General features: G+C 66.2%; 29 protein-coding genes. 14 read left to right on the forward strand and 15 right to left on the reverse strand.

Annotated features, from left to right (window positions below):
- Nucleotides 1–2: 2 nt before the first annotated feature.
- Both ACE3TJ_RS09285 and ACE3TJ_RS09290 read right to left on the reverse strand, forming a co-directional pair.
- Entirely contained in the window at nucleotides 3–1,145 is a 1,143-nt protein-coding gene (locus ACE3TJ_RS09285) for an NAD(P) transhydrogenase subunit alpha (RefSeq protein WP_374595819.1), read from the reverse strand.
- Between the two features lie 7 nt (nucleotides 1,146–1,152).
- A complete protein-coding gene (locus ACE3TJ_RS09290; RefSeq protein ID WP_374595820.1) occupies nucleotides 1,153–1,293 on the reverse strand; it encodes an aa3-type cytochrome c oxidase subunit IV in 141 nt (46 codons plus the stop codon).
- A 154-nt stretch (nucleotides 1,294–1,447) separates the two neighbouring features.
- On the opposite strand from ACE3TJ_RS09290, the gene ACE3TJ_RS09295 reads away from it, so the two are divergent.
- The 4 genes from ACE3TJ_RS09295 to ACE3TJ_RS09310 all read left to right on the forward strand — a co-directional run bounded on the left by ACE3TJ_RS09295 (nucleotide 1,448) and on the right by ACE3TJ_RS09310 (nucleotide 6,977).
- Nucleotides 1,448–2,908, forward strand: coding sequence for a sigma-54-dependent transcriptional regulator (locus ACE3TJ_RS09295; RefSeq protein ID WP_374595821.1), 1,461 nt, complete (start codon nucleotides 1,448–1,450; stop codon nucleotides 2,906–2,908).
- A gap of 118 nt (nucleotides 2,909–3,026) precedes the next feature.
- On the forward strand, nucleotides 3,027–5,372 hold the full coding sequence (gene clpA / locus ACE3TJ_RS09300; protein ID WP_374595822.1) for an ATP-dependent Clp protease ATP-binding subunit ClpA: 2,346 nt from the start codon (nucleotides 3,027–3,029) through the stop codon (nucleotides 5,370–5,372).
- Complete coding sequence (locus tag ACE3TJ_RS09305) at nucleotides 5,365–5,718, forward strand: hypothetical protein (protein WP_374595823.1); 354 nt, start codon at nucleotides 5,365–5,367, stop codon at nucleotides 5,716–5,718. Before clpA ends, ACE3TJ_RS09305 begins: the two co-directional genes overlap by 8 nt.
- A 110-nt stretch (nucleotides 5,719–5,828) precedes the next feature.
- On the forward strand, nucleotides 5,829–6,977 hold the full coding sequence (locus ACE3TJ_RS09310) for a sugar-transfer associated ATP-grasp domain-containing protein (RefSeq protein WP_374595824.1): 1,149 nt from the start codon (nucleotides 5,829–5,831) through the stop codon (nucleotides 6,975–6,977).
- 4 nt (nucleotides 6,978–6,981) lie between these two features.
- On the opposite strand, the gene mmsB is transcribed toward ACE3TJ_RS09310, so the two are convergent.
- From mmsB to ACE3TJ_RS09330, 4 genes are all read right to left on the reverse strand, one after another.
- Complete coding sequence (mmsB, locus tag ACE3TJ_RS09315; protein ID WP_374595825.1) at nucleotides 6,982–7,875, reverse strand: 3-hydroxyisobutyrate dehydrogenase; 894 nt, start codon at nucleotides 7,873–7,875, stop codon at nucleotides 6,982–6,984.
- 118 nt (nucleotides 7,876–7,993) lie between these two features.
- On the reverse strand, nucleotides 7,994–8,722 hold the full coding sequence (locus ACE3TJ_RS09320) for a Bax inhibitor-1 family protein (RefSeq protein WP_374595826.1): 729 nt from the start codon (nucleotides 8,720–8,722) through the stop codon (nucleotides 7,994–7,996).
- Nucleotides 8,723–8,814: 92 nt separating this feature from the next.
- Nucleotides 8,815–11,313 (reverse strand): ABC transporter permease, encoded by a 2,499-nt coding sequence (locus ACE3TJ_RS09325; protein WP_374595827.1) that lies wholly within the window; start codon nucleotides 11,311–11,313, stop codon nucleotides 8,815–8,817.
- Entirely contained in the window at nucleotides 11,310–12,014 is a 705-nt protein-coding gene (locus tag ACE3TJ_RS09330; RefSeq protein WP_374595828.1) for an ABC transporter ATP-binding protein, read from the reverse strand. The genes ACE3TJ_RS09325 and ACE3TJ_RS09330 overlap by 4 nt, the downstream gene beginning before the upstream one ends.
- A gap of 11 nt (nucleotides 12,015–12,025) precedes the next feature.
- On the opposite strand from ACE3TJ_RS09330, the gene ACE3TJ_RS09335 reads away from it, so the two are divergent.
- Both ACE3TJ_RS09335 and thpR read left to right on the forward strand, forming a co-directional pair.
- On the forward strand, nucleotides 12,026–12,688 hold the full coding sequence (locus ACE3TJ_RS09335; RefSeq protein WP_374595829.1) for an arylesterase: 663 nt from the start codon (nucleotides 12,026–12,028) through the stop codon (nucleotides 12,686–12,688).
- Nucleotides 12,688–13,218 (forward strand): RNA 2',3'-cyclic phosphodiesterase, encoded by a 531-nt coding sequence (gene thpR, locus ACE3TJ_RS09340; RefSeq protein WP_374595830.1) that lies wholly within the window; start codon nucleotides 12,688–12,690, stop codon nucleotides 13,216–13,218. Before ACE3TJ_RS09335 ends, thpR begins: the two co-directional genes overlap by 1 nt.
- Here thpR and ACE3TJ_RS09345 read toward each other — a convergent pair.
- The gene (locus ACE3TJ_RS09345) at nucleotides 13,182–13,652 is read right to left on the reverse strand and encodes a low molecular weight protein-tyrosine-phosphatase (protein ID WP_374595831.1); all 471 of its coding nucleotides are present in this window, start codon (nucleotides 13,650–13,652) and stop codon (nucleotides 13,182–13,184) included. The two genes, thpR and ACE3TJ_RS09345, sit on opposite strands and share 37 nt — an antisense overlap.
- Before the next feature lie 97 nt (nucleotides 13,653–13,749).
- Between ACE3TJ_RS09345 and ACE3TJ_RS09350 the strand changes: the two genes are divergently transcribed.
- From ACE3TJ_RS09350 to ACE3TJ_RS09360, 3 genes are all read left to right on the forward strand, one after another.
- Nucleotides 13,750–15,330 carry an MFS transporter gene (locus ACE3TJ_RS09350; RefSeq protein WP_374595832.1) on the forward strand — a complete coding sequence of 527 codons (1,581 nt, stop codon included), beginning with the start codon at nucleotides 13,750–13,752 and terminating at the stop codon, nucleotides 15,328–15,330.
- 76 nt (nucleotides 15,331–15,406) lie between these two features.
- Nucleotides 15,407–17,023 carry a GMC family oxidoreductase gene (locus ACE3TJ_RS09355; RefSeq protein WP_374595833.1) on the forward strand — a complete coding sequence of 539 codons (1,617 nt, stop codon included), beginning with the start codon at nucleotides 15,407–15,409 and terminating at the stop codon, nucleotides 17,021–17,023.
- Nucleotides 17,020–18,144: an epoxide hydrolase family protein gene (locus ACE3TJ_RS09360; RefSeq protein WP_374595834.1), complete on the forward strand. Its 1,125-nt coding sequence runs from the start codon at nucleotides 17,020–17,022 to the stop codon at nucleotides 18,142–18,144. The genes ACE3TJ_RS09355 and ACE3TJ_RS09360 overlap by 4 nt, the downstream gene beginning before the upstream one ends.
- Nucleotides 18,145–18,192: 48 nt before the next feature.
- Here ACE3TJ_RS09360 and ACE3TJ_RS09365 read toward each other — a convergent pair whose 3' ends face one another.
- A complete protein-coding gene (locus tag ACE3TJ_RS09365; RefSeq protein WP_374595835.1) occupies nucleotides 18,193–18,444 on the reverse strand; it encodes a FliM/FliN family flagellar motor switch protein in 252 nt (83 codons plus the stop codon).
- Nucleotides 18,445–18,510: 66 nt separating this feature from the next.
- Here ACE3TJ_RS09365 and lipB point away from each other — a divergent pair, with 66 nt between their 5' ends.
- On the forward strand, nucleotides 18,511–19,125 hold the full coding sequence (lipB, locus tag ACE3TJ_RS09370; protein ID WP_374595836.1) for a lipoyl(octanoyl) transferase LipB: 615 nt from the start codon (nucleotides 18,511–18,513) through the stop codon (nucleotides 19,123–19,125).
- A gap of 3 nt (nucleotides 19,126–19,128) precedes the next feature.
- On the opposite strand, the gene ACE3TJ_RS09375 is transcribed toward lipB, so the two are convergent.
- Both ACE3TJ_RS09375 and ACE3TJ_RS09380 read right to left on the reverse strand, forming a co-directional pair.
- Nucleotides 19,129–20,247 (reverse strand): EAL domain-containing protein, encoded by a 1,119-nt coding sequence (locus ACE3TJ_RS09375; RefSeq protein ID WP_374595837.1) that lies wholly within the window; start codon nucleotides 20,245–20,247, stop codon nucleotides 19,129–19,131.
- A 59-nt stretch (nucleotides 20,248–20,306) separates the two neighbouring features.
- Nucleotides 20,307–20,570 (reverse strand): hypothetical protein, encoded by a 264-nt coding sequence (locus ACE3TJ_RS09380; RefSeq protein WP_374595838.1) that lies wholly within the window; start codon nucleotides 20,568–20,570, stop codon nucleotides 20,307–20,309.
- Between ACE3TJ_RS09380 and ACE3TJ_RS09385 the strand changes: the two genes are divergently transcribed.
- Genes ACE3TJ_RS09385 through ACE3TJ_RS09395 form a run of 3 tightly spaced genes read left to right on the forward strand, consistent with a single transcriptional unit; the run spans nucleotide 20,569 to nucleotide 21,665 of the window.
- Complete coding sequence (locus ACE3TJ_RS09385) at nucleotides 20,569–20,718, forward strand: hypothetical protein (RefSeq protein WP_374595839.1); 150 nt, start codon at nucleotides 20,569–20,571, stop codon at nucleotides 20,716–20,718. The genes ACE3TJ_RS09380 and ACE3TJ_RS09385 overlap by 2 nt on opposite strands.
- Before the next feature lie 40 nt (nucleotides 20,719–20,758).
- Nucleotides 20,759–21,058, forward strand: a complete 300-nt coding sequence (locus tag ACE3TJ_RS09390) for an SCP2 sterol-binding domain-containing protein (RefSeq protein ID WP_374595840.1) — start codon at nucleotides 20,759–20,761, stop codon at nucleotides 21,056–21,058.
- A 13-nt stretch (nucleotides 21,059–21,071) separates the two neighbouring features.
- Nucleotides 21,072–21,665 carry a hypothetical protein gene (locus tag ACE3TJ_RS09395; RefSeq protein WP_374595841.1) on the forward strand — a complete coding sequence of 198 codons (594 nt, stop codon included), beginning with the start codon at nucleotides 21,072–21,074 and terminating at the stop codon, nucleotides 21,663–21,665.
- Between the two features lie 133 nt (nucleotides 21,666–21,798).
- Here the strand turns inward: ACE3TJ_RS09395 and ACE3TJ_RS09400 are convergent, their stop codons facing one another.
- The 5 genes from ACE3TJ_RS09400 to ACE3TJ_RS09420 form a co-directional block, all read right to left on the reverse strand.
- A complete protein-coding gene (locus ACE3TJ_RS09400) occupies nucleotides 21,799–22,923 on the reverse strand; it encodes an OmpA family protein (protein ID WP_374595842.1) in 1,125 nt (374 codons plus the stop codon).
- 147 nt (nucleotides 22,924–23,070) lie between these two features.
- Nucleotides 23,071–23,451 (reverse strand): DUF2793 domain-containing protein, encoded by a 381-nt coding sequence (locus ACE3TJ_RS09405; protein ID WP_374595843.1) that lies wholly within the window; start codon nucleotides 23,449–23,451, stop codon nucleotides 23,071–23,073.
- Nucleotides 23,384–23,977, reverse strand: a complete 594-nt coding sequence (locus ACE3TJ_RS09410; RefSeq protein ID WP_374595844.1) for a terminase large subunit domain-containing protein — start codon at nucleotides 23,975–23,977, stop codon at nucleotides 23,384–23,386. The genes ACE3TJ_RS09405 and ACE3TJ_RS09410 overlap by 68 nt, the downstream gene beginning before the upstream one ends.
- The gene (locus tag ACE3TJ_RS09415; RefSeq protein ID WP_374595845.1) at nucleotides 23,974–24,438 is read right to left on the reverse strand and encodes a hypothetical protein; all 465 of its coding nucleotides are present in this window, start codon (nucleotides 24,436–24,438) and stop codon (nucleotides 23,974–23,976) included. The genes ACE3TJ_RS09410 and ACE3TJ_RS09415 overlap by 4 nt, the downstream gene beginning before the upstream one ends.
- Before the next feature lie 401 nt (nucleotides 24,439–24,839).
- Nucleotides 24,840–25,316, reverse strand: a complete 477-nt coding sequence (locus ACE3TJ_RS09420; RefSeq protein ID WP_374595846.1) for a DUF6456 domain-containing protein — start codon at nucleotides 25,314–25,316, stop codon at nucleotides 24,840–24,842.
- Between the two features lie 89 nt (nucleotides 25,317–25,405).
- On the opposite strand from ACE3TJ_RS09420, the gene ACE3TJ_RS09425 reads away from it, so the two are divergent.
- Complete coding sequence (locus tag ACE3TJ_RS09425; RefSeq protein WP_374595847.1) at nucleotides 25,406–25,969, forward strand: helix-turn-helix domain-containing protein; 564 nt, start codon at nucleotides 25,406–25,408, stop codon at nucleotides 25,967–25,969.
- The last annotated feature ends 33 nt before the right edge of the window (nucleotides 25,970–26,002 follow it).

Consider the following 26,002-nt stretch of genomic DNA (forward strand, 5'->3'; position numbering starts at 1 on the left):
GCCTATGCTCCCCCCAGCACCGGATGGACGGCCTTGCCGCCCTGTGTCAGCCGCACGCCCTTCACGATCTCGTCGTCGTCCGGCAGCACAGGCGCCTTCGTGTCCTTGTCCCAGAAGGCGGACAGGAAGTTGAACAGGTTGCGCGCGTAGAGCAGCGAGGCGTCCGCCGCGAGGCGCGAGGGCACGTTCCTGTGCCCGACGATCTTGACGCCGTGCTTCACGACGATCTCGCCCGCCACCGCACCTTCGACGTTGCCGCCGGCCTCGACCGCGAGATCGACGAGCACGCTGCCCGGCCGCATCGTGGCGATCTGCGCGTCGCTGACGAGGCGCGGCGCGGCCCGGCCGGGGATGAGCGCGGTGGTGATGACGATATCCTGCTTGGCGATGTGCGACGACACCAGCTCGGCCTGCGCCGCCTTGTATTCATCGGACATCTCGGTCGCGTAGCCGCCCGAGCCTTCGCCCTCGATGCCCTTCACGGCTTCGACGAAGATCGGCTTCGCGCCGAGCGAGAGGATCTGCTCCTTCGTCGCCGAGCGCACGTCCGTCGCCGAGACCTGCGCGCCGAGGCGCCGCGCGGTGGCGATCGCCTGGAGCCCTGCGACGCCGACGCCCATGATGAACACCTTCGCGGCCGAGACCGTGCCCGCCGCCGTCATCATCATCGGGAAGGCGCGGTTGTATTCCGCCGCCGCATCGAGCACCGCCTTGTAGCCGGCGAGGTTCGACTGCGAGGAGAGCACGTCCATCGACTGCGCGCGCGTGATGCGCGGCATCAGCTCCATGGCGAGCGCCTCGTAACCCGCCGCGGCATAGGCTTTCGCCCGCTCCGGGTTCGCCGCAGGCGCGTGCATCGCGACCACGCGGGCTCCGGTCGCAGCGCCGGCGAGCGTCGTCGGCTCCGGCGCCTGCACGCCGAGCACGATCCCCGCGCCCGCAAGCACGGCAGCGCGAGGGCCGACCTCCGCGCCCGCCGCCGCATAATCGGCGTCTGCAATCCCCGACGCGAGACCCGCGCCCGATTCCACGGCGACCACAGCCCCAAGGCCGATGAATTTCTTCACCGTCTCCGGGCTTGCAGCGACGCGGCGCTCAAAATCGGCGGTCTCCCCAAGGACCGCGATCCGAACCGGCTGTGTCACAAGGATGCTAGTTGTAGAGGAAGAGGAGCATGGCGAGCAGCACGAGCACGATGAAGCCCGTGCCGTACTTCATCATCGCAAGGAAACCCGCGTAGGTCTTCGCGTGATCCTTCATCGCCTTGTCGGTGTAAGTGCTGTTCTGCGCCATCTCAAACGTCCCCCATCCGGACCTGATTCCGCCCGTTCATAGCAAGCCTTGCCCCGGTGTGAAGCGAAAAACGGGTCAAAATCTTAACCAGACGGCAAGGCGCTGTGCCGTATCGAGACAGGCGGGTCATTTTTGGGAAGCAGAGATTCGGCATTTGGCGAAGCAGACCGTCCTTGTTGTCGACGACGAGTCGGGCCAGCGGCGCATCACGGAGACCGTGGCGGCGCGCGCCGGCTATGCGACCGTGGAAGCCGAGCACGGTCAGGCCGCGCTCGATCTGCTGACGGGTCCGCGCGGCCAATCCATCGATGCCGTGATCCTCGACTACAACATGCCGGGCAAGACCGGCATCGAAGTGCTGCGCGAACTGCGCCCGCAATTCCCGCAGCTTCCCGTCATCATGCTGACCGCGCATTCCAGCGTTTCCACCGCTGTCGAAGCGATGCGCGCGGGGGCGAGCGACTTCCTGCTGAAACCGGCGAGCGCGGACCGCATCACGCGCGCGCTCGCAGGCGTGCTCGACCACAAGGCGCCGGGCGGTGAACTGCGCCCGCTGACCGAGAAGCTGCCCGGCTCGCTGGGGTTTGCCGAGGTTGTCGGCAGCGAAGCGGGCTTCCGCGCCGCGCTCGCGGTGGCGGAAAAGGCCGCGCAGAAGAACGTGCCGATCCTCATCGAAGGCGAAAGTGGCGTCGGCAAGGAGGTGGTCGCGCAGGCGGTGCACGCTGCTTCGCCGCGCGCAGCAAAGCCGCTCGTGATCGTCAACTGCGGCGCGATCCCCGCAAATCTCGTCGAATCGGTGCTGTTCGGCCACGAAAAGGGCGCCTTCACCGGTGCCATCGAAAAGCACGTCGGCCGCTTCGGCGAGGCGGACGGCGGCACGCTCTTCCTCGACGAGATCGGCGAACTGCCGCTCGACGCGCAGGTGAAGCTGCTGCGCGCGCTGCAGACCGGACAGATCGAGCCTGTCGGCAGCCGGGGTCACGTAACCGTCGATGTGCGCCTGATCGCCGCGACCAACCGCGACCTTGCCGAGGAGGTTCGCGAGGGCCGCTTCCGCGAGGACCTGTTCTACCGGCTCGGCGTCGTGCCCGTCACGATTCCGCCGCTACGTGCGCGGCGGGGCGACATCGCGGCGCTCGCACGCCATTTCGTCCGCCGCCTTGGCGCCGAGGAAGGCGTCAGCGCCCGCGACCTTTCAGACGACGCGCTCGCGCTCCTCGAAGCGTACGACTGGCCCGGCAACGTCCGGCAGCTCCAGAACGCATTGTTCCGCGCCGCCGTGCTCTGCGAGGGTACGCGGCTCACTGCGCTCGATTTCCCGCAGCTCGCGGGCGTCGCCGTACCCCGGCGCACGGCGCAGCCGGCACCGGCACGCGCGGCTTCGGCCGATCTTTCGGCCGAGGTCTCGCTGTTCGGCGACGACGGCAAGCTCCGCCGCCTGGAGGACCTCGAAGCGGAGATCATCCGCAAGGCGATCCACCACTGCCGCGGCCGCATGAGCGAGGTGGCGCGCCGGCTCGGCATCGGGCGCTCGACGCTCTACCGCAAGCTTGGCGAAATGGCCGTCACCGACGATTTCGGCGGTCACGACGACGATGTCAGGAATGTCGCCTGAGCCGCGGAAAACGTGGTTTCCGCGGGCCTACCCGCACATTGCCCCCTTGATGTTTTGCCAATCGTCCCTGATCTTCACATCAGGCGGCGGATGTTTCGCCGCATCGCAGGAGTGACGAATGCCGGCCTTTGCCCGCGAGCTCGAGCACACGCTTCACAACGCCCTCGCCGAAGCGAGCCGGCGGCGGCATGAATATGCCACGCTCGAACATCTGTTGTTTGCGCTGATCGGCGACAGCCACGCCTCTGCGGTGATGAAGGCCTGCGGCGTCGATCTCGACCAGCTCGGCGAGGAGCTGACCGGCTACCTCGACAAGGAGCTGGAGCCTCTGCGCGCCACCGATCAGGTCGATCCCAACCCCACCGCCGGGTTCCAGCGCGTCGTGCAGCGCGCGATCCTGCACGTGCAGTCTTCAGGCCGGGACGAGGTGACGGGCGCCAACGTGCTCGTGGCGCTGTTCTCCGAGCGCGAGAGCCACGCCGTCTATTTCCTCCAGCAGCAGGACATGACGCGGCTCGACGCGGTTTCGTACCTCAGTCACGGCATCGCCAAGTCGCCCTCGCTTTCGGAGCCGCGTGCGGTGCGCGGGGCAGATGAGCCCGCCGAGGAGGCGAAGGACAAAGACAAGGCGAAGAAGCCCGCGGATTCGCCGCTGAAGCAGTTCTGCGTGAATCTCAACGACAAGGCGCTTTCCGGCAAGGTCGATCCCCTCATCGGCCGCGCCGCCGAGGTCGATCGCACGATCCAGATCCTGTGCCGCCGTTCGAAGAACAACCCGCTCTATGTGGGCGATCCGGGCGTCGGCAAGACCGCGATCGCCGAAGGGTTGGCGCGCAAGATCGTCGAGGGCGACGTGCCCGACGTGCTGAAAGACGCGGTGATCTATGCGCTCGACATGGGCGCGCTGCTTGCTGGCACCCGCTATCGCGGCGATTTCGAGGAGCGGCTGAAGGGCGTCGTCAACGAGCTCGAGAAGATGCCCGAGGCAATCCTCTTCATTGACGAGATCCACACGGTGATCGGCGCGGGCGCGACATCCGGCGGCGCAATGGACGCGTCGAACCTGTTGAAACCGGCGCTTTCGGGCGGCGCGATCCGCTGCATCGGCTCGACGACCTACAAGGAATTCCGCAACCACTTCGAGAAGGACCGCGCATTGCTGCGCCGGTTCCAGAAGATCGACGTGAAGGAACCCTCGATCGAGGACACGGTTCGCATCCTCCTCGGCCTCAAGACGTATTTCGAGGAGCACCACAAGGTCCGCTACACCAACGAAGCCGTGAAAACGGCCGTGGAGTTGTCGGCGCGCTACATCAACGACCGCAAGCTTCCCGACAAGGCGATCGACGTGATCGACGAGGTCGGCGCCTCGCAGATGCTGCTGCCACCCGCCAAGCGCAAGAAGGTGATCGGCGTGAAGGACGTGGAAGCCGTGGTCGCCACGATCGCGCGCATCCCGCCGAAATCGGTCTCGTCCGACGACAAGAAGGTGCTGGCGACGCTGGAGCAGGACCTGAAGCGCGTCGTCTTCGGACAGGACAAGGCGATCGAGACGCTGTCGTCAGCGATCAAGCTGTCACGCGCGGGTCTTCGCGAGCCGAACAAGCCGATCGGCAACTACCTCTTCTCCGGCCCCACCGGCGTCGGCAAGACCGAGGTCGCGCGTCAGCTCGCCGCGATCCTCGGCATTCCGCTGCAACGCTTTGACATGTCGGAATATATGGAGCGCCACTCGGTGAGCCGCCTGATCGGCGCGCCTCCGGGCTATGTCGGCTTCGATCAGGGCGGGCTCTTGACCGACGCCGTCGACCAGAATCCGCACAGTGTGTTGCTGCTCGACGAAATCGAGAAGGCGCACCCGGACCTGTTCAACATCCTCCTCCAGGTGATGGACGCCGGAAAGCTCACCGATCATCACGGCAAGACCGTCGATTTCCGCAACGTCATCCTCATCATGACGACGAACGCGGGCGCGTCGGACATGGCGAAGGAAGGTATCGGCTTCGGCTCCACGGTCCGCGTCGGCGAGGACGAGGAAGCCATCAAGCGCATGTTCACGCCCGAGTTCCGCAACCGCCTCGATGCCACGGTGCCGTTCGGCTACCTGCCGACGCCGGTCGTCGCGATGGTCGTCGACAAGTTCATCCTCGAACTCGAGCTGCAGCTCGCCGACCGCGACGTTCATATCAAGCTTTCGGACGGAGCCAAGGCGTGGCTGATCGAACGCGGCTACGACAAGATGTACGGGGCGCGGCCGCTCGCGCGGCTCATCCAGTCCACGATCAAGCAGCCGCTCGCCGAAGAACTGCTGTTCGGCAAGCTGGTGAACGGCGGCGAGGTGGTCGTCCACATCAAGGACGACAGGCCGACGTTCGAGATCATCGCGGCCGCGCCGAAGCCGCGCGCCGCCAAAAAGGGCAAGACGGGCGAGGCGAAGGGCGGTAAGAAAACCGTCGATGCGTGATGAGCCTCAGCCGGGCGAAGACAAGCCGATCAACCGCCGGAACCTGATGATCGTTCTCGGCGGTCTCGGCGCGCTGTTGCTGCTTTCCAACATCGACGGACCAGGCTTCAGCCTCATTTCTGACGACGACGATGCAGCGATCGAGATCGAGTCGAAGGCAGACGAGATCGACGCCAAGGTCGAGCGCATCGAGGCTGCCGTCGAGAAGCGCCTGGAGGGCGCCGCCGAACGCCTCGAAGCCGCCGAATCGGGCACCAGCGTCGATGAGGACGAGCTTGATGCCGCCATCGAAGACCTGCGCGACGGCGATCCGGAGCGCTTCCTGAAGGCGATCGAAACGCTCTAGCCGGATCGGTACGGCACCGCTGGCCCACCGCCCGCAACTCGTCTTGAAAACAGCGCGTTACGGCGTGCAGGCCGATTGTCCGCCGCATATCTCGTACGCACACTTCGCGGATGAAAGCGCAGGGACCATGGCACGATTACCCGCGCGCGCTGCGCGAGCTGCTGCGCCGCGAGCCACAGAGCCTGCCGATGGTCGCCGCGAAGCTCGGCTGGTGCCGCGCGCGGCATGGCCTTGGGCCGCGCGACTTCTTCGATTTCGAGCTGAGGCGCCGCCCGCCTTCGACATGGCGCGACTATCTGAGCGATGTGCCGCACATGCGGCGAATTATGCGCGCACTCCACCCGGAGCCGCTCGTCCGGCTTGCGAACGACAAGGTGCTGAGCACCGAGCGGCTAATGGAACGGGACGTACCCGTGGCGCCGGTCTACGTGGTCGCCGGACGTGACACCGACCGCCACCCGACGGGCGGACGCATCGCAGTCGTCAATGATGATGCTGCACTGAGGCAGTGGCTCACCAACGCGCCGGATCGCCTGTTCTGCAAGCCGGCGACCGGCACGTTTGGCAGTGGCGTGTTTCGGGCACACCGCGCCGGCGCGGACTGGCGTGTCGGCGACACTCTGATGTCTCCCGCGACGCTCGCAAGGCACCTGCTAGCGCAGGACGACCGGTCAGGAACGCTGGTCAGCCCAGAGCTTCGCAATCATCCGGCGCTGGCACCGATCACGGCCGATCTCGGGCTATCCGCAACGCGCGTCTATACGGCGCGCACCACGACCGGAATCGAGATCTTCTGCACGATCCAGAAGGTGATGACGGCGCCGGCGCTCGCCGACAACTTCCACGACGGCACCACGGGCCATCTGCTCTGCTTCGTCGATCCCAAAAGCGGCTGCATCACCCGCGCCTACGGCCGCGATCCGGACGATCAAATCCGGCTCAGCACCTATGAGACCCACGCCTTGACCGGCGCGCATTTCGCCGGCTTTTCCATTCCGTTCTGGCACGAGATACTGGAGGTCGCCCGCACCGCGACCGAAGCCATGCCCGAACTGCCCCTGCCCGGCCTCGATATCGCGATGACGGAGACGGGGCCGGTGGTGCTGGAATCGAACGCCTATTGCTTCGCCCTCGCGCCGCAGCTGCAGTTCGGCGGGTTACGTCCGATCCTTGAAAACCTGCTGCCCCGGCTCGCCATCGATTCCAAACGGCGCAACGAGGCACTCTCGGCGCTCCGCAGCGGCCGGAGCGTGCACTGAGGACTCAGGCGCGCCAGCTGCCATCGAGCAGCTTGATGATGCCCGAGAAGTCCTTCGCCGCGCCCCCGAGGTTCGAAAAGGTCTGGTAGAGTGCTTCGGCCTGCGCACCCATCGGTGTCGCAGCGTTCGACGCGGCAGCGGCCTCCATCGCGAGCTTCAGGTCCTTCAACATCAGCGCAGCCGCGAAGCCGCCTTCATAGTCGCGGTTCGAGGGCGCGGCAGGTACGGGCCCCGGCACCGGGCAATAGCTCGTCATCGACCAGCACTGGCCGCTCGCCTTCGAGGAGATGTCGAAGAAGACCTGGGGGTCGAGGCCGAGCTTCTCGGCGAGCGCGAACGCTTCGCACGTGCCGATCATCGAGATGCCGAGCAGCATGTTGTTGCAGATCTTCGCGGCCTGCCCCGCGCCCGCGCCGCCCGCGTGGATCACGGCCTTGCCCATGCGCGCGAGGATCGGCTCGGTGCGTGCGAACGCTTCCGCCTCACCGCCGACCATGAAGGTGAGCGTGCCGCCGGAGGCCGCCGCGACGCCGCCGGAGACCGGGGCGTCGACCATCGCGAAGCCCTTCGCGGTTGCAGCCTCGACGACCTTGCGCGCGGTCACCACGTCGATCGTCGAGCAATCCATGAACAACGCGCCCGGCTTCGCCGCACCGAACACCTCACCGTTGTAGACGGCCTCGACGTGCTTGCCCGCCGGGAGCATCGTGACGACGGCGTCGGCGCCCGAAACAGCCTCCGCAGCCCCGGCGGCAACAGTGCAGCCGTCGCCCTTGGCGCGGGCGAGCGCATCGGCGCTGAGATCGAAGGCGCGCACCGCGTATCCCGCCTTCGCGAGGTTCGCCGCCATGCCCGAGCCCATGTTGCCGAGCCCGATGAATGCGATTGTCTGCGCCATGTCGATCTCCCCTGCGTGTCTTTTCAGGGGCAAGGTCTAGCCATGCGGAGCGTCAAAAGAAAAGGCCCGGCACGCCGAAACGTACCGGGCCTTTTTGCAGTCCGTAGCTGCGAAAATGCTATTCGCGGTTTCCGAACAGCTGCAGCATGAACATGAACATGTTGATGAAGTCGAGGTAGAGCGACAGCGCGCCCATCACCACGGCCTTGCCAACGAAGTCGCTGCCCGCGACCTGGAAGTACATGTTCTTGATGCGCTGCGTGTCATACGCCGTCAGCCCCGCGAAGATCAGCACGCCGATCACCGAGATGGCGAACTGCAGCACCGAAGAGCCGAGGAAGATGTTCACGACGCTCGCGATGATGAGACCGATGAGGCCCATCACCAGGAACGTGCCGAAGCCCGACAGATCCTTCTTCGTCGTGTAGCCGAACAGGCTGAGGCCCGCGAAGGCGCCCGCCGTGATGAAGAACATGCGCGCGATCGACGTGCCCGTGTAGGTCAGGAAGATCGTGGACATGGACAGGCCCATCACGGCAGCGAAGGCCCAGAAAATGCCCTGTGCAGCCGGGGTGGACAGCTTGTTGATGCCGAAGCTCAGCACCATCACGAAGCCGAGCGGCGCGAGCATCAGCACCCACGCGAGCAGCCCGCCCTGCGCGAAGACCTGCGCGGCCATGCCGCTGTTCGCGAACAGCAGTGCGACGATGCCGGAAAGAAGCACGCCGGAGGCCATGTAATTGTAGACCGACAGCATGTATTTGCGAAGGCCGGCGTCGAAAACGACACCTTCGGCCGTTGTCGCCGGGCGACCGTAAGCCAGGCGAGGATCCGTCTGGTTCACCATTTTTTCCACTCTCCCATTTGCCGGGTCATCCGGCTTACCCCCGCAATATCGTGTGGATCGGCCGCAGCTTCAAGGAAAACCGGACAGATTCACTATAGATTTCTGAGCGCACGTGCCGGACGCGCGCCGAGCGCGCTCCATGAACCGACGAGACTGAGCAGCAAAATCGCCGCCGCACCGAGCACGACAGTGAGGATCACGGGCCTCCAGACGGGCAGCCATTCCAGCTCGAAAACCTGCGTCACCACGTACCAGCCGCCCGCGGTGCCGAGCGCGAAGGCGATGGCGGAGAGGACGATCGCGAGCAGTGCATATTCGGCAAGCAGGCTGAGCAAAACCTGGCCCCGCGTGGCGCCGAGCACCTTCAGCATCACCGAATCATAGATGCGCGCACGCCGCGCCGCCGCGATCGCGCCGACGAGAACGGCGATCCCGGCCGCGATTGCCACAGATGCCGCCGCGCGCACGGCGGTCGACATCTGGCCGAGCAGCGCGCCTGCATTTTCGATGACATCGCCGACACGGATGACAGAGGCCGACGAGAACGCCCGCACAACGGCGCGCGAGACGGCAGGCACCTCGGCCGGGGATACCGTAACGGTCGCCATATAGCTGTGCGGCGCGCTTTCGATGAGACCGGGCGAATAGACGAGCGCAAAATTGAAGCCGAGCGAATCCCAATTGATCTCGCGGAAGCTCGCAATGGTCGCGGGGAGATCGACACCGAGCACCGAGACGGTGATCGTGTCGCCGACCTTGAGGCCGAGCGCCTCGCCCACCTCGGCATCCATCGAGACGAGCTGCGGCCCGCTGTAATCCTCCGGCCACCATTTGCCCGAGACGATGCGGTTCCCATCGGGCAGCGCCGCCGAATAGGTGAGGCCCCGATCACCGCGCAGGATCCACGCGCCTTCGGGCACGTCCTTCATTTCCGAAACGAGCGTGCCATTCACGGCGACGACCGGTCCGCGCAGCGACGGCACGATACGGATCGAAGCGCCGGGCGCTGCATCCAGAACGGTTTTGCGGAAAGACTCGGCCTCGCCCGCAGGAATATCGACCACGAACAGGCTCGGCGCCTCGCGCGGCAGCGCCTCGTCGATCTGGCGCGAAAGATTGGTTTCGATGACGGCGAGCGTCGCGAACAGCGTGAGCCCGAGCCCGAGCGCGACGACGAGCTGGCGCGTCATCGATCCGGGCCTGTGCAGATTGCCGAGCGCAAGCCGCAGGAGCGGCTGCTTCGGGCGCGGCAGGCGCGCGGCGAGCGCCCGGATGCCGAGCGCGAGAACTGCGAGGAGCGCCATGAGGCCGAGCGCGGCGGCAATGAACGCAGCGGCGAAGAGCGGCTCGCGCGCCTGCAGGACGGCAATGGCGGCGATGACGAGCGCGGCCCCGAAGCTGAGCACCACCACATCGAGCGGTGGGCGGCGGATACGCTCGACACCGGCACGGAACAGACGGGCGGCGGGAACGTCGCGCGCCTTCGCCAGCGGCCAGATCGCGAACGCCGCCGCCGCAAGCAAACCGTAGAGGATCGCGGTGATAAGGGGCACGGGATAGACGCCGAGTTCGGGCGGCACCGGCAGCGCATCGCCCGCGAAGGCCACGACGATCGCAGGCACGAATGCGCCCGCAACCGCGCCGAGGATGACCGCGACGAGCGCGATCAGCCCCACCTCGATCATGTAGACGCGGAAGATCGTGCGCGAATCCGCGCCGACGCTTTTCAGCGCCGCGATCGAACGTGTCTTGCCGTCGAGATAGGAACCGACGCCGTTGCCGACGCCGACACCCGCGACGAGCAGCGCCGTGAGGCCCACGAGCGTCAGGAACTGGCCGAGCCGTTCGATGAAGCGCCGTGTGCCGGGGGCGCCGTTCGAACGGTCCTGTATGCGCCATGCCGCGTCCGGGAAGCGCGCGTTGAGCGACTCCGTTACCGATTCGGGGGAGGCGCTCGATGGCAATTTCAAACGATAGTGCGTGCGATAAAGGCTTCCCGGCTGGCGGAGGCCGGTTTTGTCGAGCGTTTCGAGCGACATCAGCAGCGTCGGTCCGAGCGTGAAGCCTTCGCCGACCTTGTCGGGCTCCTCGGCGAGCACGCCGGTGATGCGCACGCGCGTGTCACCGATCGTAACGCTGTCGCCGACGCGCGCGCCGAGCCGGTCGAGCGCAGCCTGATCGACGACAAGACCGCTCGCCTTCAAGGCATCGGCGAGGGGCAGGCCGCCTTCGAGGCGCACGCTGCCATAGAAGGGATAGGTGCCGTCGACGGCCTTGAGTTCGCCGAGCACGCTTTCGGCACCGTCCGGCCGGCTCGCCATCGCACGCATCCGCACCACTTCGCCCACATCGCCGAAGCCGCGGAACGCCGCCAGCTCGGCATCGCTCGCCTGCCGCTGCGTCAGCATCACCTCGACATCGCCGCCAAGGATCGACTGGCCCTTTTCGGAAAGCGACGTGACGATGGCGGTGGAGAGGCTGCCGACGCCCGCGAGCGCGGCGACGCCAAGTAACAGGCACACCGCGAGCAGGCGGAGACCCGCAAGGCCGCCGCGCAGGTCACGCAGGGCCAGTTTGAGAGGAAGGTTCAAGCGACGGTCTCGCGCACGATCTGCCCGTCGCGCATTTCGACGATGCGGCCGCAGCGCGCCGCAAGCTCGGTGTCGTGGGTGATGAGAACGAGCGTCGTGCCCTGCGCGCGCTGCCGCTCGAACAGCAGCTCGACAATCTCGTGGCCGGTCGCGGCATCGAGGTTGCCCGTGGGCTCGTCGGCGAAGAGGATGCCGGGACGCGGCGCCGTGGCGCGCGCAATGGCGACGCGCTGCTGCTCGCCACCCGAAAGCTGCGATGGGTAGTGCGTCAGCCGGTGGCCGAGGCCGACCGCTTCGAGTTCGGCGCGCGCGCGCGTTTCCGCATCGGGAACGCCCGCAAGCTCCAGCGGCACCGACACATTTTCGAGGGCGGTCATCGTCGGGAGCAGGTGAAAAGCTTGCAGCACGATGCCGATGCGGCCGCGCCGCGCGCGGGCGAGCCCGTCTTCGTCGAGAGCGCCGAAATCCTGCTCCGCGACGCCGATGCGGCCGCCATTCGCGCGTTCGAGGCCGGACAGCACCGCCATGAGCGAGGACTTGCCCGACCCGGAAGGCCCAAGGATCGCAACACTTTCGCCGCGCGCCACGGAGAGGCTGACACCGCGCAGGATTTCGACTGCGCCCGCACCTTCGCCGAGCGTGAGGGTGACATCGCGCGCATCAATCACAATATTGGAGGGCGCCGAGGAGATATCGTTCAAGGGGATCCGCTTTGTCCGGTTCGTGCAGGTTTCGTATTTATGGGGATGCGTCGCGCTTTGTCCAAGCCGCGATTGCCGCTTTTCTGCTGTTCGTCGGCGCGAGTCCGTCGCTCGCCGAAACGCGCCTCGTAGTCGCTTACGGGGATTCGTTGATGGCGGGGTATCAGCTGAAGCCCGGCGAGGGCTTTGCGCCGCAGCTTGAGAAGGCCCTGAAAGCGAAGGGCCATTCGGTGCGCGTCGTGAGCGGCGCGGTTTCGGGCGACACCACGGCGGCGGGGAAAGCCCGCATGGCGTGGGTGCTCGGCGGGCTCAAGACGAAGCCCGATCTCGTGATCCTGGGACTCGGCGCCAACGACATGCTGCGCGGTCTGCCTCCAGCGCAGGCACGCGCCAATCTCGATGCGATGATCGCCGAATTCAAGAAACGCGGCAGCAAGGTGCTCGTCGCCGGGATGCTCGCCGCACCCAACCTGGGGAAGGCTTATGCGGCGGAGTTCAACGGCATGTATCCGGCGCTCGCGAAGAAGCATGCCGTGCCGCTCTACCCGTTCTTCATGAAGGGCGTCGTCGCGAACAAGGCGCTGCTGCTCGGCGACGGTATGCACCCCAATCCGAAGGGCGTTTCCGTGATCGTGCAGGGCATCCTGCCGAGCGTCGAGGCGGCACTCCGCTAGTGCACAGGCTGTTCGTCGGGATCGATCTGCCGCACATGGTGAAGGACGCGCTCGTGGCGCGGATGGGCGGCGTGCTCGGGGCACGCTGGCAAAGCGAGGACCAGCTTCACCTGACGCTGCGCTTCGTGGGCACGGTCGACACGCACACCGCCAATGCCGTTGCAGAGGCGCTGGCGACGATCCGTGCGCGGGCGTTCGATCTCTCCACGGCGCGCGCAGGCATCTTCGAGCGCAAGGCCCGCATCGAAACCCTGTGGGTCGGCGTCGAGCCGCAGGAGCCGGTGAAGGCGCTGCACAACAAGGTGGACCGCGCACTGCAGCTTGTCGGCATCGCGCCCGAAACGCGAAGCTACCTGCCGCACATCACGCTGGCGCGCTTCTCCGGCACGGCGGGTCCGCTCGATGCGTTCCTGCGCGAGGGCTTCCCGCCGGTATCGTTCGGCGTGGACGCGATCAGCCTGTTCGAAAGCCGCCTCACCACCGAGGGCGCGGACTACACCGTCGTCGCGCGCTGGCCGCTGATCGCCTGAAGCAGACCGCGCGCGCCGTCCTCCACGAGCCGGAACGTCTCGGCGAACCCTTCGTCGCCGCCATAATAGGGATCGGGCACATCGCCACCCGCGGCATGATCGAGCAGCAGCGATAGCGCCGCCCGCGCGCCGTCCGGCTGCATGGCGAGCAGGTCGGCAAGGTTCTTCGCATCCATCGCCACGATGTGATCGAAGCGGTGGAAGTCGCCCTCCGTCACCTGCCGCGCGCGCAACATCGAGATGTCGAGGCCGCGCCGCAGCGCCTCGGCCTGCGCGCGCGGATCGGGAGCGTGGCCGATGTGCCAGTCCCCGGTTCCTGCGCTGTCGATCTCCACCGCCGCGCCTTCCACCTCCACAAGCCGCCGCATTGCGCCCTCCGCGAGCGGCGAGCGGCAGATGTTGCCTAGGCAAACGAACAGGACCGAGATCGTCATCGCGATTTCCATGCTTTCGATTTCAAAGCCCTGTGTTAGCCACGGGACAACCGGGCGGACAAGGGCCGGTATCTCGAAACTGGGGAGGGTCGAGAGCATGAACGACGCAGCCGCAATTTTGGAAGCGCGCAAGGGCGAGGTCGGCGGGCCATACGCCTGGTACGTGCTCGGCGTGCTCGTGCTCGTCTATGTGCTGAATTTCATCGACCGCCAGATCATCTCGATCCTTGCGGAGGACATCAAGGCCGACCTCGGCGTTACCGATGCCGACATGGGTTTCCTCTACGGCACGGCCTTCGGCGTCTTCTACTCGCTGTTCGGCATCCCGCTCGGGCGGCTTGCAGACATGTGGTACCGGGGCCGCCTGATGACGATCGGCCTTTCGGTCTGGTCGGCGATGACGGCGCTGTCCGGCTTCGCGCAGAGTTTCGGGCAGCTCGCCGCTGCGCGCATCGGCGTCGGCATCGGCGAGGCGACAGCAAGCCCCTGCGCCTTCTCGATCATCTCGGACTATTTCCCGCGTGAGAAGCGCGCCACCGCGCTCGCGATCTATTCGAGCGGGCTCTACCTCGGCGGCGGCCTGTCGCTGTTCATCGGCGGGGTCATCGTGCAGGGCTGGAACAGCGCGTTTCCGGGCGGCGGCCCGCTCGGCCTCGCCGGCTGGCAGGCAGCGTTCCTTGCCGTCGGCCTCCCCGGGCTGCTTCTGGCGCTGTGGGTGCTCACCCTGCGCGAGCCGCTGCGCGGCATGTCCGAAGGAATCCTCAGCCCGCCAGAGCCCTCGCCGTGGCCGAAGTTCTTCACCGAACTGTCGAGCGTCATCCCGCCGTTCACGCTCGTGCAGGCTGCGCGCGTCGGCGGACGGGCGTTCGCGGTCAACCTCTCGGGGCTCGTCGTCGTCGTGCTCGGCGCGACCGCTATGATCATGCTCACCGGCGACACGCTGCAATGGGGCGCGATCGGCATCGGCTGCTATTCGGTGTTCTCGTGGTCGCAGTCGCTGAAGCGCCGCGACCCGCCGACCTACCAGCTCATCTGGGGCACGCCGACGTTCCTGCTCGCGATCCTCGGCTTTGGATCGATCGCGTTCGTCACCTATGCGGTCAGCTTCTGGTCCGCGCCCTATGCGATTCGCACGTTCGGCGCCGACCCCGCGATCGTCGGCCTCATCATCGGCGGCGTCGGCGCGGCCGGCGGCTTCATCGGCGTCATCGCGGGCGGGCGCCTTGCGGACTGGGCGAAATCGCGCTGGCCGGCGGGCGACATTCTCGTGGCGACGCTCGGCGTCCTTATCCCCGCACCGCTGATGCTCATCGTCTACACGACGGAAAGCCTGACGATCTTCTATCTGGCGTTCACCCCGATGGCGATCATCAACAGCTGCTGGGTCGGCATCGCCGCGGCGACGAGCCAGAACCTCGTGCTGCCCCGGATGCGCGGCGCCGCGACCGCGACCTATTTCCTCGGCACCACGCTCGTGGGGCTCGGCCTCGGGCCGTATTTCGCAGGCAAGATGTCGCTCGTCACCGGCAGCCTCGGCATGGGCATCCTCAGCCTGCTCGTCGCCGCGCCGGTGACGCTCGTCTGTCTCTGGGTCGTGTGGCGCCAGCTTCCGCAGGCCGAGGCGACGCGCTTGGAACGCGCCGCCGCAGCCGGTGAAGGCCGCGCCGCGCAAGCCTGACGCTTTATCCAGAATTGCGCAGGCGCCCAAACAGCGCCACTCTTGCGGCTGTTTGCAGGACTCGGGGGAGATTCACATGTCGGAATACGACTATATCGTCGTCGGTGCGGGTTCGGCAGGCTGCGTGCTTGCGAATCGCCTTTCCGCGAACCCCGATACGCGCGTGCTCCTCGTCGAGGCGGGGGGCAAGGACAGCTCCTTCCTCATCCACATGCCGGGCGGGCTTTCCAAGATCATCCCGCCCGAAAACGAGCACGCCACCAACTGGTGTTTCTGGACCGAACCGCAGAAGCATCTGGACGGCCGGCGCCTCTATTGGCCGCGCGGGCGTGTGATCGGCGGCTCCTCCTCGATCAACGGCATGGTCTATATTCGCGGCCACGCCAGCGATTACGACCGCTGGGCGCAGATGGGCTGCACCGGCTGGAGCTGGGACGACATCCTGCCGTACTTCCGTCGTTCCGAAACGAGCGAACGCGGTGCCGATGACTTTCACGGTGGCGACGGCCCGCTTCACACCGGGCGGCGCGGTCTGCCGAGCCCGCTCGTCGACGCCTTTATCAAGGCCGCGGCGGAAGCAGGCCATCCCGTTACCGAGGATTTCAACGGGCCACAGTTCGAAGGCGCGGGCCGGTACGATTCCACGATCAAGGACGGCGAGCGCTGGTCTGCGGCGAAGGGCTATCTGAAACCGATCCTCGATCGCCCCAATCTCGAAGTGCTCACCGATGTGCTTGTCCAGCGCGTGACGTTCAATGGGCGTCAGGCGACCGGCATCGCCTATCTGAAAGGCGGCAAGGCGGAGACGGCGACCGCACGCGAGACGATCGTCTGCGGCGGCGCGGTGAATTCGCCGCAACTGCTGATGCTCTCCGGTATCGGCCCCGCCGCGCATCTTGCCCAGCACGGCATCGCAGTCGTTCACGATGCACCGGATGTCGGCGGCAATCTGCAGGATCATCTCGACATCCTGATGCAGTGGACCTGCACGCAGCCGATCACGCTCAACAAGAATGCCGGCTTCCACAACAAGCTGCTCGCGCTCGGCAATTGGGTGCTGCGGCGCGACGGTTCCGGTGCCTACATGCCGACCCCGGCCGGCGCTTTCCTCTCCACCCGGCCGGGCCTCGCCGCGCCGGATATCCAGATCCACTTCATGCCTGTGCTCGGGGAGCCGCACGGGCGCGGCACGCTCGGAAAGCAGCACGGCTATGCGATGCACATGTGCCAGCTTCGCCCCGAAAGCCGCGGCACGATCCGGCTCCAGTCCCCCGACCCCACCGCGCATCCGGCGATCGATCCCAATTATCTCTCCGCGCCCGGCGACCTCGAAACGCTGCTCGCGGGCATCGAGATCACGCGGAACATCGGCCGAATGCCCGCACTAGCGCCATTTCGCGGCAAGGAGGTCTGGCCCGGCGAAGGCGTCACCACGCGCGAAGATATCGTGAAGGCGCTGAAGGCATGGGGTGAGACGATCTATCACCCGATCGGCACCTGTCGCATGGGCGCAGACGAGCGGGCGGTCGTCGATGCGCGGCTTGCCGTGCGCGGCGTTTCGGGGCTGCGCGTCGTCGACGCCTCGGTGATGCCGGCGCTCATTTCCGGGAACACCAACGCGCCCACGATCGCGATCGCTGAAAAGGCGGCGGACATGATCATCGTAGACGCGAAGCAAGCGCTCGCGGCATGATCACGCCGTTCGAGATCCCGGTCGAGGCGGAGGAGGCGGAATGGGTCCGCCGCCGTGTCGAGGCCTTCCGCTTCTTCGAGGAACCCGAGGAGGCCGGCTGGCGCTACGGCGCGAACCGCGCCTATCTCGAACGCCTGCGCGACTACTGGCTCACCGCGTTCGATTGGCCCGGCGCGGTCGCCCGTCTCAATCGGCATCCGCATGTGCGTGCCGAGGTGCTGCCCGGTTTCCACCTGCACTGCATCCACAAGCGTTCGTCGCGCCCCGATGCGAAGCCGCTGCTCATCGCGCACGGCTGGCCGGGATCGATTCTCGAATTCGACGCGATCATCGAACGGCTCGCCGAGCCCGAGGATGGCTCGCCGGCCTTTCACGTGGTCGCCCCTTCGCTCCCCGGCTATGCGTGGTCGGACAAGCCGAAATCACCGATCGGCCCGCGCGCGGTCGCGAAGCTTTATGATAGCCTGATGGGTGTGCTCGGCTACGACCGCTACATCTATCAGGGGGGAGATTGGGGCAGCGTCATCGGCGGCTGGATCGGTCTCGATTCCGCGCGCGTCACGGCGGTTCACCTGAACGGCTTCGGCCTCCGCCCTGCAAACATGCAGCCGACGACCGAAGAGGAAGCGCTCTGGCTGAAATGGGCGCTGCAGATTCGCGCCACCGAAACCGCCTATCTCCAGCTTCAGGGCACCAAGCCTCAGAGCCTCGCCTATGCGATGATGGATTCGCCGATGGGCGTCGCCGCGTGGCTCGCCGAGAAATTCTGCGGGTGGAGCGATGTGGGCACGCACAACCCGGAGCCGCCGTTCAGCATGGATCAGATGCTCACCAACATCATGATCTATCTTTCGACGCGCAGCTTCCACACCGCGACGTGGATTTATCGCGGCCTGTTCGACGAGGGCGGTTTCACAATTCCGGACGGTCGGCGCATCGAGGTGCCGACGGGCGTCGCCGCCTTCCCGCACGACCTCCTCGCCTTCCCGCCGCGCGCAATGGCCGAGCGTGGCTACAATATCGTGCACTGGACGAAGATGCCGCGCGGCGGCCACTTCGCAAGCCTGGAGGAACCCGAACTGTTCCTCGCCGATCTCAGGAAATTCGTCGCAGCACTGTAAAATCTCTCCCTTGATGGGAGAGGATATGTAGCCTTGCCAGCCTGCTGGCTAGGCGAAGTTGGTGAGGGTGGCAGAGCGCCGTACGCGCTCGGAAATCGAAACCCCGATCCGATCCCCCAGCAACACGATCTCGCCGCGCGCGATGAGTTCGTCGTTCGCATAGATCCACACGGGGTCGTCGCGGCGCGCATCGAGATTGATCACGGCGCCGCGCCCCATCTTCAGGAGCTGGCGGATCGGCATCTGCTTGCTGCCGATGACGACCGAAATCTCGACCTTGATCCTTTCGATAACGCTCATGACCGCCTATCTGCGTTTCGGATTTCGGGCATGATGCACCGGATAGGGTTAGAACGGGGTAAAGAGATGCCCGAGTGGCGGGTGGAAAGCGGCTTGGCCGATTATGCCGAAACGCTGGCGGCGATGGAGCAGCGTGCGGCGGACATCAGGGCGGGCGAAGCAGGCGAGCTGATCTGGCTCGTCGAGCACCCGCCGGTCTACACCGCGGGCACCAGCGCGGACGTAGCGGAGCTGCTCGCGCCCGCGCGCTTCCCAGTGTTTTCGACCGGTCGTGGCGGGCGCTACACCTATCACGGGCCGGGACAGCGTGTCGGCTACCTGATGCTCGATCTCGAGCAGCGCGGCCGCGACCTCAGGGGGTTCATCTGTTCGGTCGAGCGCTGGCTGATCGCGGCGCTCGCCGATTTCGGCGTCTCCGCGCGCGCGATACGCGGCCGGGTCGGCGTTTGGACGGATACGCCCGCGGGCGAGGCGAAGATCGGCGCGATCGGCGTGCGCGTGCGCCGCTGGGTCAGTTTTCACGGCTTTTCGCTGAACGTCACGCCCGATCTCGAGCACTTCTCGGGCATCGTGCCCTGCGGGCTTGCCGAATATCCCGTCACCAGCCTCTCAGGCCTCGGCATCGAGGCGACGATGGCGGACGTCGATGCCGCCTTACAGCGGCACTGCCCCTTTCTGTAGGTCTCAGGCCGCGCGGCGGCGTGCGTTATCGTCCATGCGTGCCGGGCGCGGCTTGCCGAACAGGAAGCCCTGCCCGAGCTCGACGCCCACGCGGCGCACCGAGGTGGCCTGCTCCTCAGTCTCGACATGCGTCGCGATCACCTGCGTGCCGCCCCGCGCGAACGCCTTCAGCACATTCGGGTCAGCTTTCTCCAGCATCGCGGCGTCGAGCTTCAGGAAGCCCGGACGGCGGAATACACCTTGCAGGCGCGGCAGGTCGCCGAGCGAAGCCTTGTCGACCGAAAAGGCAAAGCCCATCGCCTCGATGCCGCGCAGGTCGGCAGCGACCTCGGGGTTGAGCGTGACGGCGGTCGCCGCGTCGATCTCGAACACAATGCGCTGCGACAGGGCCTTCTGCTCCCGCGCGAACGCGGTGAGCGTAGCGCGGAAGCCGTCACTGTGCAGCGAATCGCCCGAGAGGTTGCAGAAAAGCCGCGTTTCCATGTGCCGGTCGCCGATGCGGTGGCAGAGGCCGACGATACTGGCGAGCTGCCGTGTATCGAGATCGGCAGCGCGTCCGGTGGCCCGGGCGGCCGGCAGGAACTCGGCAGGCATCATAAGCGTGCCGGTATGCGACCGCAGGCGCGAGAGCACCTCATAATGCTGCACGCGGCGATCCGGAATGCCAACGATCGGCTGCAGATGCAGCTCGATCTGCGCCTCAGCGATTGGATCGCCGGCGCTGTCCGCCCCGATATCCGGGGTCATTTGCCGTCCGCAACGCGCGCTGACATGCGCCGCGAATTGCAGCAGGTTGTTTGCCGTCTCCAGCGAGGCGTCATGCGTTTCGGACACGGTCACTGCCAGAGGCGCGGCCGGGCGCAACCTTTCAAGCGCGTCCACGCGGGCGCCCAGCGCCTCGACTTCGGCTTTGTGGTACGCAGCCATCACGAATGCACGCCGTGCGAGGCGATGCGTGGAGAAGAGAACGTCGGCGATGGCAAAGCACAGCGCCGTGGCTACCGAGGCTGCCGCCGCGATGAATGCCGGTACGGTCCAGAGCGTGGGACCGACGATTGAAAGCGCTGCAGCGCCCGCCGCATAGCAAACGAGCCGCAACGGCAATCCGGCATACACAGACATTCTGGTCCCCCGTACGATGTTCGTAGAGCGCAGACTGCAGGTCTGCGGTATAAAAATGGTTAACGCGCCATCAACCAAGGAACGGTTCGCGCCCAACTCGCCTTGAGCCGGTGGCGGAATGCGGTTAGGTTGCGGGCGAAGCGGTGAAAAAATACCGCAGCAACAAGAAAATGCCGGGGTAAAACGATGGGAAGCATGTCGAAACGCGCGGTTTTGGGGTTTTCGGTGGCGATCGCCTTGGCGGCAACCGCCTGCGGAAAAAGCGATGATGCCGGGAAGGAAGGCGAGAAGGCAGCCGTTGAAGGCGCGGCCGACGCGTCCATGTCGGATCTCGGCGCGGACGCATCGACGGCGGATGCCATGTCTGTCGACGTGGCGGCGGGCGGCGTCGAGCCGATGACCGATCCGGCGTTGGTGGATGTCGCGCCGATCCCGGACAAGGCGTCCGAACAGGCTCCCGCGCAGCAGTGACCTGACGGCCTTCGCGGCCATTTCTTGTGGGAGGATTTGCATGAGCCTTGCCGAAATCACCGAAACGATGCGCAGCCGTGTCGGCGCAGGCGCCGGTCTCGGAAAAAGCGTGAAGTTCGATTTTGGCGACGATGGTGTTGTGCGCATCGACGACAAGGCTTCACCCGCGGTCGTCGACAACGACGACCTTCCGGTCGATTGCACGGTCAAAGTATCGATGTCCGACTTTATTGACATCGCGGAGGGCAAGACCAACCCGCAGATGGCGTTCATGATGGGCAAGCTCAAGGTGGAGGGCGACATGTCGGTCGCCATGCAGCTGGGCAAGGTGCTCGGCTGATCCGGTGCCTGTTATGAGGAAGCGTATCCGGTCTGCAACTCTGACGCTCGGCATCTGTCTTGCCGCAGCGCCCTCTGCATATGCCGCCGTCGATCTCGGCGGCCCGCCGGTTCGTGCCATGACGGCGGAGGAAAGCGCGGCACACGCCATTTGGCTGCTGCGCGCGGGCCTCAACGTCTCGGCGTTGCAGTGCCAGTTCTCGCCCTATCTTGCGACCGTCAGAAACTACAACCAGATGCTGAAGCAGCATCAACCCGAGCTCGCCCGCGCCTATCAGACGCTGGAGAAGCATTTCCGTCGTCTCGATGGAAAGGCCGGCCCCCGCACGTTCGATAGCTTCACGACGCGCGTCTACAACAGCTTCTCGGCGCTGGAAGCGCAGCGCAGCTTCTGCGCTGCCGCCGGCGAAGTGGGCCGCGAAGTCCTCTCGTGGAGTCCGGGCAATCTGAGCGGTCAGGCCGTGACCGCGGTTCAGCGCCTCCGCGGCGCTCTCATCGCACCGCCCGATCCTTATCGGCAGTATCAGCTCGGCTACGTCGTTCTGCCGCGAATTCCGGATCCATGCATCGACAAGCGCGGCAAGCCGATCAAGCGCTGCAACGTCTGATCACGTTGCGGATCGACCCCGCGGCACCTCTCCACCTCACGAAATCAGCGCATAGAAAAAGGGCCGCCTCGAAGAGGCGGCCCTTTCCGGTTGCGGGGCACCGCCATTGGCGATGCCCCGTATTCCGTCGAGCTTACATCGAAGCTCCGCCGAAGTTGATTTCCACGCGGCGGTTCTGCGGTTCACGCACACCGTCGGCGGTTTCAACGAGCAGGCGGGTTTCGCCAAAGGCCTCGCTGGTGACGGCCGTTTCCGGCACGCCCTGACCCGCGAGGTACTTCCGAACCGCGTCAGCACGGCGCTGCGAGAGACCGACGTTGTAGTCGGCCGGGCCCGCGGCGTCGGCGTGACCGGCAAGCGTAACGCTGGCCTGGCCCGTTTCCTTGTACGCCTGCGCGGCGCGATTGAGGATGTCTGCCGCATCCGTCGTGATGTCCGACTTGTCGAAGTCGAAGAACACGATGAACGGCCCCGGCGTCACCGGCGGGGGAGGCGGCGGGGGCGGAGGCGGCGGGGGCGGCGGAGCCGGTTCCGCGACCGGAGGCGGCGGAGGCGGCGGCGCTTCCGCACCGAAGTTGAAGATCACGCTCGCGAGCAGCGAGTGGCTGCGGAAGCGACCGTCATATGCCGATCCGTCCACGCCGACGAGGTCCACCGAAGGCGCATTGAAGAAGCGATACTTCAGACCCAGATCGACATTGTCGCTGATCGCCTTGCGGACGCCCGCGATGACCTGCCAAGCAAAGCCCGTATCGCTGTCGTTGGCAAAATCAGAGGCCTGATCGATCACCTGATAGATGTCGGCCTTGACGCGCGCGATACCGACGCCGCCGCCTACGTAGCCGTTCCAGCCAGCGTCGTCGCCGAAATCAAGCAGACCGTTCAGCATGAAGCTGAGCGCGCTCGTCGTGCCACCAGCATCCGAGAATGTGCCGGTTGCGACACCGCTGCTGCCCGGAACACCAACGCCAGCCAGTGTCACCTTATCGAGCGAGGCCTTCTTGTAGCCAAGCTCGAATTCGGTACGGAAGCCGCCGAAGTCGTAACCAACGATGCCATCGACGTCATAGCCCATCTTGTGCTTGACGCTGACGCCGTTGTTCGTTTCGGCGCCCTGCGTACCAGTCACGTCGAAATCGATATTTTCGATGAGCAGCGCACCGCCCTCGATACCTGCATACCAGGCCTTGTCGCGCGCGAGCGCCGGGCCCGCAAGAGCGGTGCCGGCCAGCGCCATGACTACGGCGAGTCTACGCATTGAAATCCCCTTTCTCAGTCTCCACGAACTTCCATGGAAGTCGCCTGAACGATCTATATCACCGAAGTATCCCGCGCAACCGAATATAACCCCGAAATGTTGCATAAATACCGCACATTGCGGCAGATTTCGGCGTTTTGAATGGGGTCATGACGTCAGCAAACCCTGTTCGCGAAGGTAGCCGAGCAGGCCCGCCAGCACGGCCCGCGCCTCGATATCGATCACGCTTCCACCTTCCGGCGCATCGATCGCAACCGGTGGTTCCGTCAGCATTATGGCAGTGCCGATTTTGAGGCCCGCAACCGGCAGAGCGGTATTCCAGACCCCGCCGCTGAACACGGCGACGATGGCTTCATCCGCGATCCAGCACAGCATTCCCTCCGCCGGCGCCGCGATCACCCACGCGCCATCCCAGTGCGCAAGGGTGCCGGTGTAACCCTCCCATGCGCCCGTCGCGCCCTCACCGACGATCCATGTCGCGCCGGGAGCCGGCAGTTCGGGCGGCCCCGAAAGCGCGCGACTTGCCACGCACAGATGAACAAGGCGATCGAGGCCGTGAATCGCGGTGTTGTGCGTGAGTTCCTTCTGGGCCTGCCCGGTAGGCGTGGCTGTGCTGCGCGCCGCGCATCGCATCGGGGTCGTCCGCCGAATACAGAAAGCCCTTGGCGCCCGTCGGCCACGAAAGCCGCCGCAGCGAAGGCTCGAAGCTTGGACGCAGGCTCTGCCTGCCCGCGCGCAGCAGTCCGGATTCGCCTTCCACCATCACGGCGCGCGCCTCGTGCAGCGTGGCGCCCACAATGGCGATGCGCGCCGTGCCCTTCATCGCCGCGCGCTGCACCCATTCGGCGCCCGTGCGCGTCTTTCCGAAACCGCGCCCCGCCATCACCAGCCAGGTGTGCCAATCGCCATCCGGCACGACCTGCGACGTGCGCGCCTTGCTATACCAGCCGCGCAGCAGCTTCTTCCGCTCCGGCATATCCCACGGACGCAACGCTTCGCGATGTTCGTCATCCGTCAACGCCGCAAGGCGCTCGTGCAGGTTCAGCGCGCTCACTCGGCGGCGCCTTCGCGTCGCGCCTCGATCATCGCCACGCGCGCCTCCACGGCGCGATAGAGCGTCAGTTCTTCGTCCTCCTCGTCCACGGCGAGCGCGGCATAGGCCTCCGGCCGGCGGCGACTCAGCATGAACATCAGCAGCCGGTCCGAATATTCGCGGATCGTCACCGGCGTGCCGCCCGCCCTCACGACCACTTTCTCCACGCCGTCGCGCGCGCGTTCGAAGGCGACCGCTTCCAGTTCGTCCATCGCGCTCGTCAGCGCCTCTTCCCATGCCCGGGCGAAATGGGGGTCGCGGCGGCGCAGCGTATAGGCCGTGCACTTGCCCTTGCCCGCGGCTTCCGCCGCCGCGCGCACGTTTGCGGTGCGCGCCAGCACGTCCAGGAACTTGCCGCGACGTTTCGGTGTCCAGCCATCGTGCCGCTGGGACACGCGGCGCGCCGATATCGTTTTCGTCATCGGGGTCTTTCACACGAGAAGAAGCCGCGCCGAGCCCCGATACGAAAACGGCCCCGAGGGCGGTGAAGCCCCGGAGCCGCAATTCCTCAGCGTGTCTGATGTCTAGCAAAGAGCGGTTCGCTCGTCAAGCATTATTTTGCCTATTTGGTTCTTTTTGATCCTTTTGGTCGCAACCGGGTTGCAAACCGCCGCCGGCTGGGCCACTTCGCGCGTCGATCCGCGTATGTCGTTCATCGGATCGTAATTTTATGTGGTGTAAGAGGCGCTTACCGGGGCCGGGCAAAAGAGGATAAAATGAAAACGATCATCGTCTGCGCCTGCCTCCTGTTCATCGCCGCCGTCGGCGCCATCGCGATTCCGCCGCACGCGGGCGCGATCGCCTCGACGCCCGTTTCGGCCGATCACACGCGGTAATAGTCCGCCACGCGATCCAGCCCCAGGCACAGCACCACCTTTCCGGCGCGCGCCGGCCAGCCCATCGCCCGTTCCGCCGTTTCCAGCCCTTCGCCGAGGCACACGGTTCGCGTCAGCACGTCGGCAAGGCCTTGCCCGGCGTGTGTAAGCGCCGCGTCCACGCGCGTTTTCGCGCCGATCTGCGTCGTCGTCGGGTCGGGCGCGTCCGGCGCGGCGCGGCTTCCTTTCGCGACTGGGCCTGCGTCCCACGCCATCGTCACGCGCGGGCCTCGCGCGGCGATCAGGAAGTCGCGGCGCAGGCGCACGCCCGCTTCGAACTGGCGGTCGCTGATCTTGCCGCGCGCGTGCAGCCACGCAATCGGTTCCTCCGCGCGGTTGGCGTGGCGCGCGCCCAAGGTGGCGGCGCGGCGGTGCGCCGGGCTGTCGATGCTGTTCACGATCAGGCGGTTACGGGTTTCGGGCATGGGCATCTCCCTCGCTTGCAGTTGCGAATCGCCCTTGCCATCGCGCTTCGGCTGTAGGACAGTGAAAAATAACCCAATAGGATAATTCGATGCTCACACGCATCCGCGAGGTCCGCAAGGGCAAGGGTCTCACTCTGGCGGACGTTGCCGAACGCTGCCGCCCTGCCACCACCCCCCAAACCATCGGCCGCCTCGAAACCGGCACCCGCACCGTCTCGGTCGGCTGGCTCAACCGCATCGCCGCCGCGCTCGGGGTCGAAGCCGCCGAACTCGTCACCCACCCCGAACGCCCCGACGTCCCCGTCGCCGCCCTCCTCGGCGCAGATGGCGCCCGCGCGCCCACCATGCCGCAGACCCTGCTGCCGCCCCGCCCCTCCGGTGCGATGATCGCCGTGCAGGTGGTCTCCGGCATCGGCGACTACCGCACCGGCGATTCGATCTGGTGCGAGCGCCTTTCCCCCGTCGAGTTCGAGCGCGCGCGCAACCGCGATGTCCTCGTCCCCCGACCGGCCGGCCGCTTCGTCTTCGGCCGCCTCGTCGACCTCGACGGCCAGCGTCTCGCCATCCTGCCGCTCGTCCCCGGCGCGCGGCAGCTCGTCGTCTCGGAAACGCCTTGGCTCGCGGTCGCGGTCACGCTGGTACGGCCACTTTAGGGAGTATGCACTGAAATCCGCCGCCGCTAACCG

Source organism: Sphingosinicella sp. (assembly GCF_041916975.1).
GTDB lineage: Bacteria > Pseudomonadota > Alphaproteobacteria > Sphingomonadales > Sphingomonadaceae > Sphingosinicella.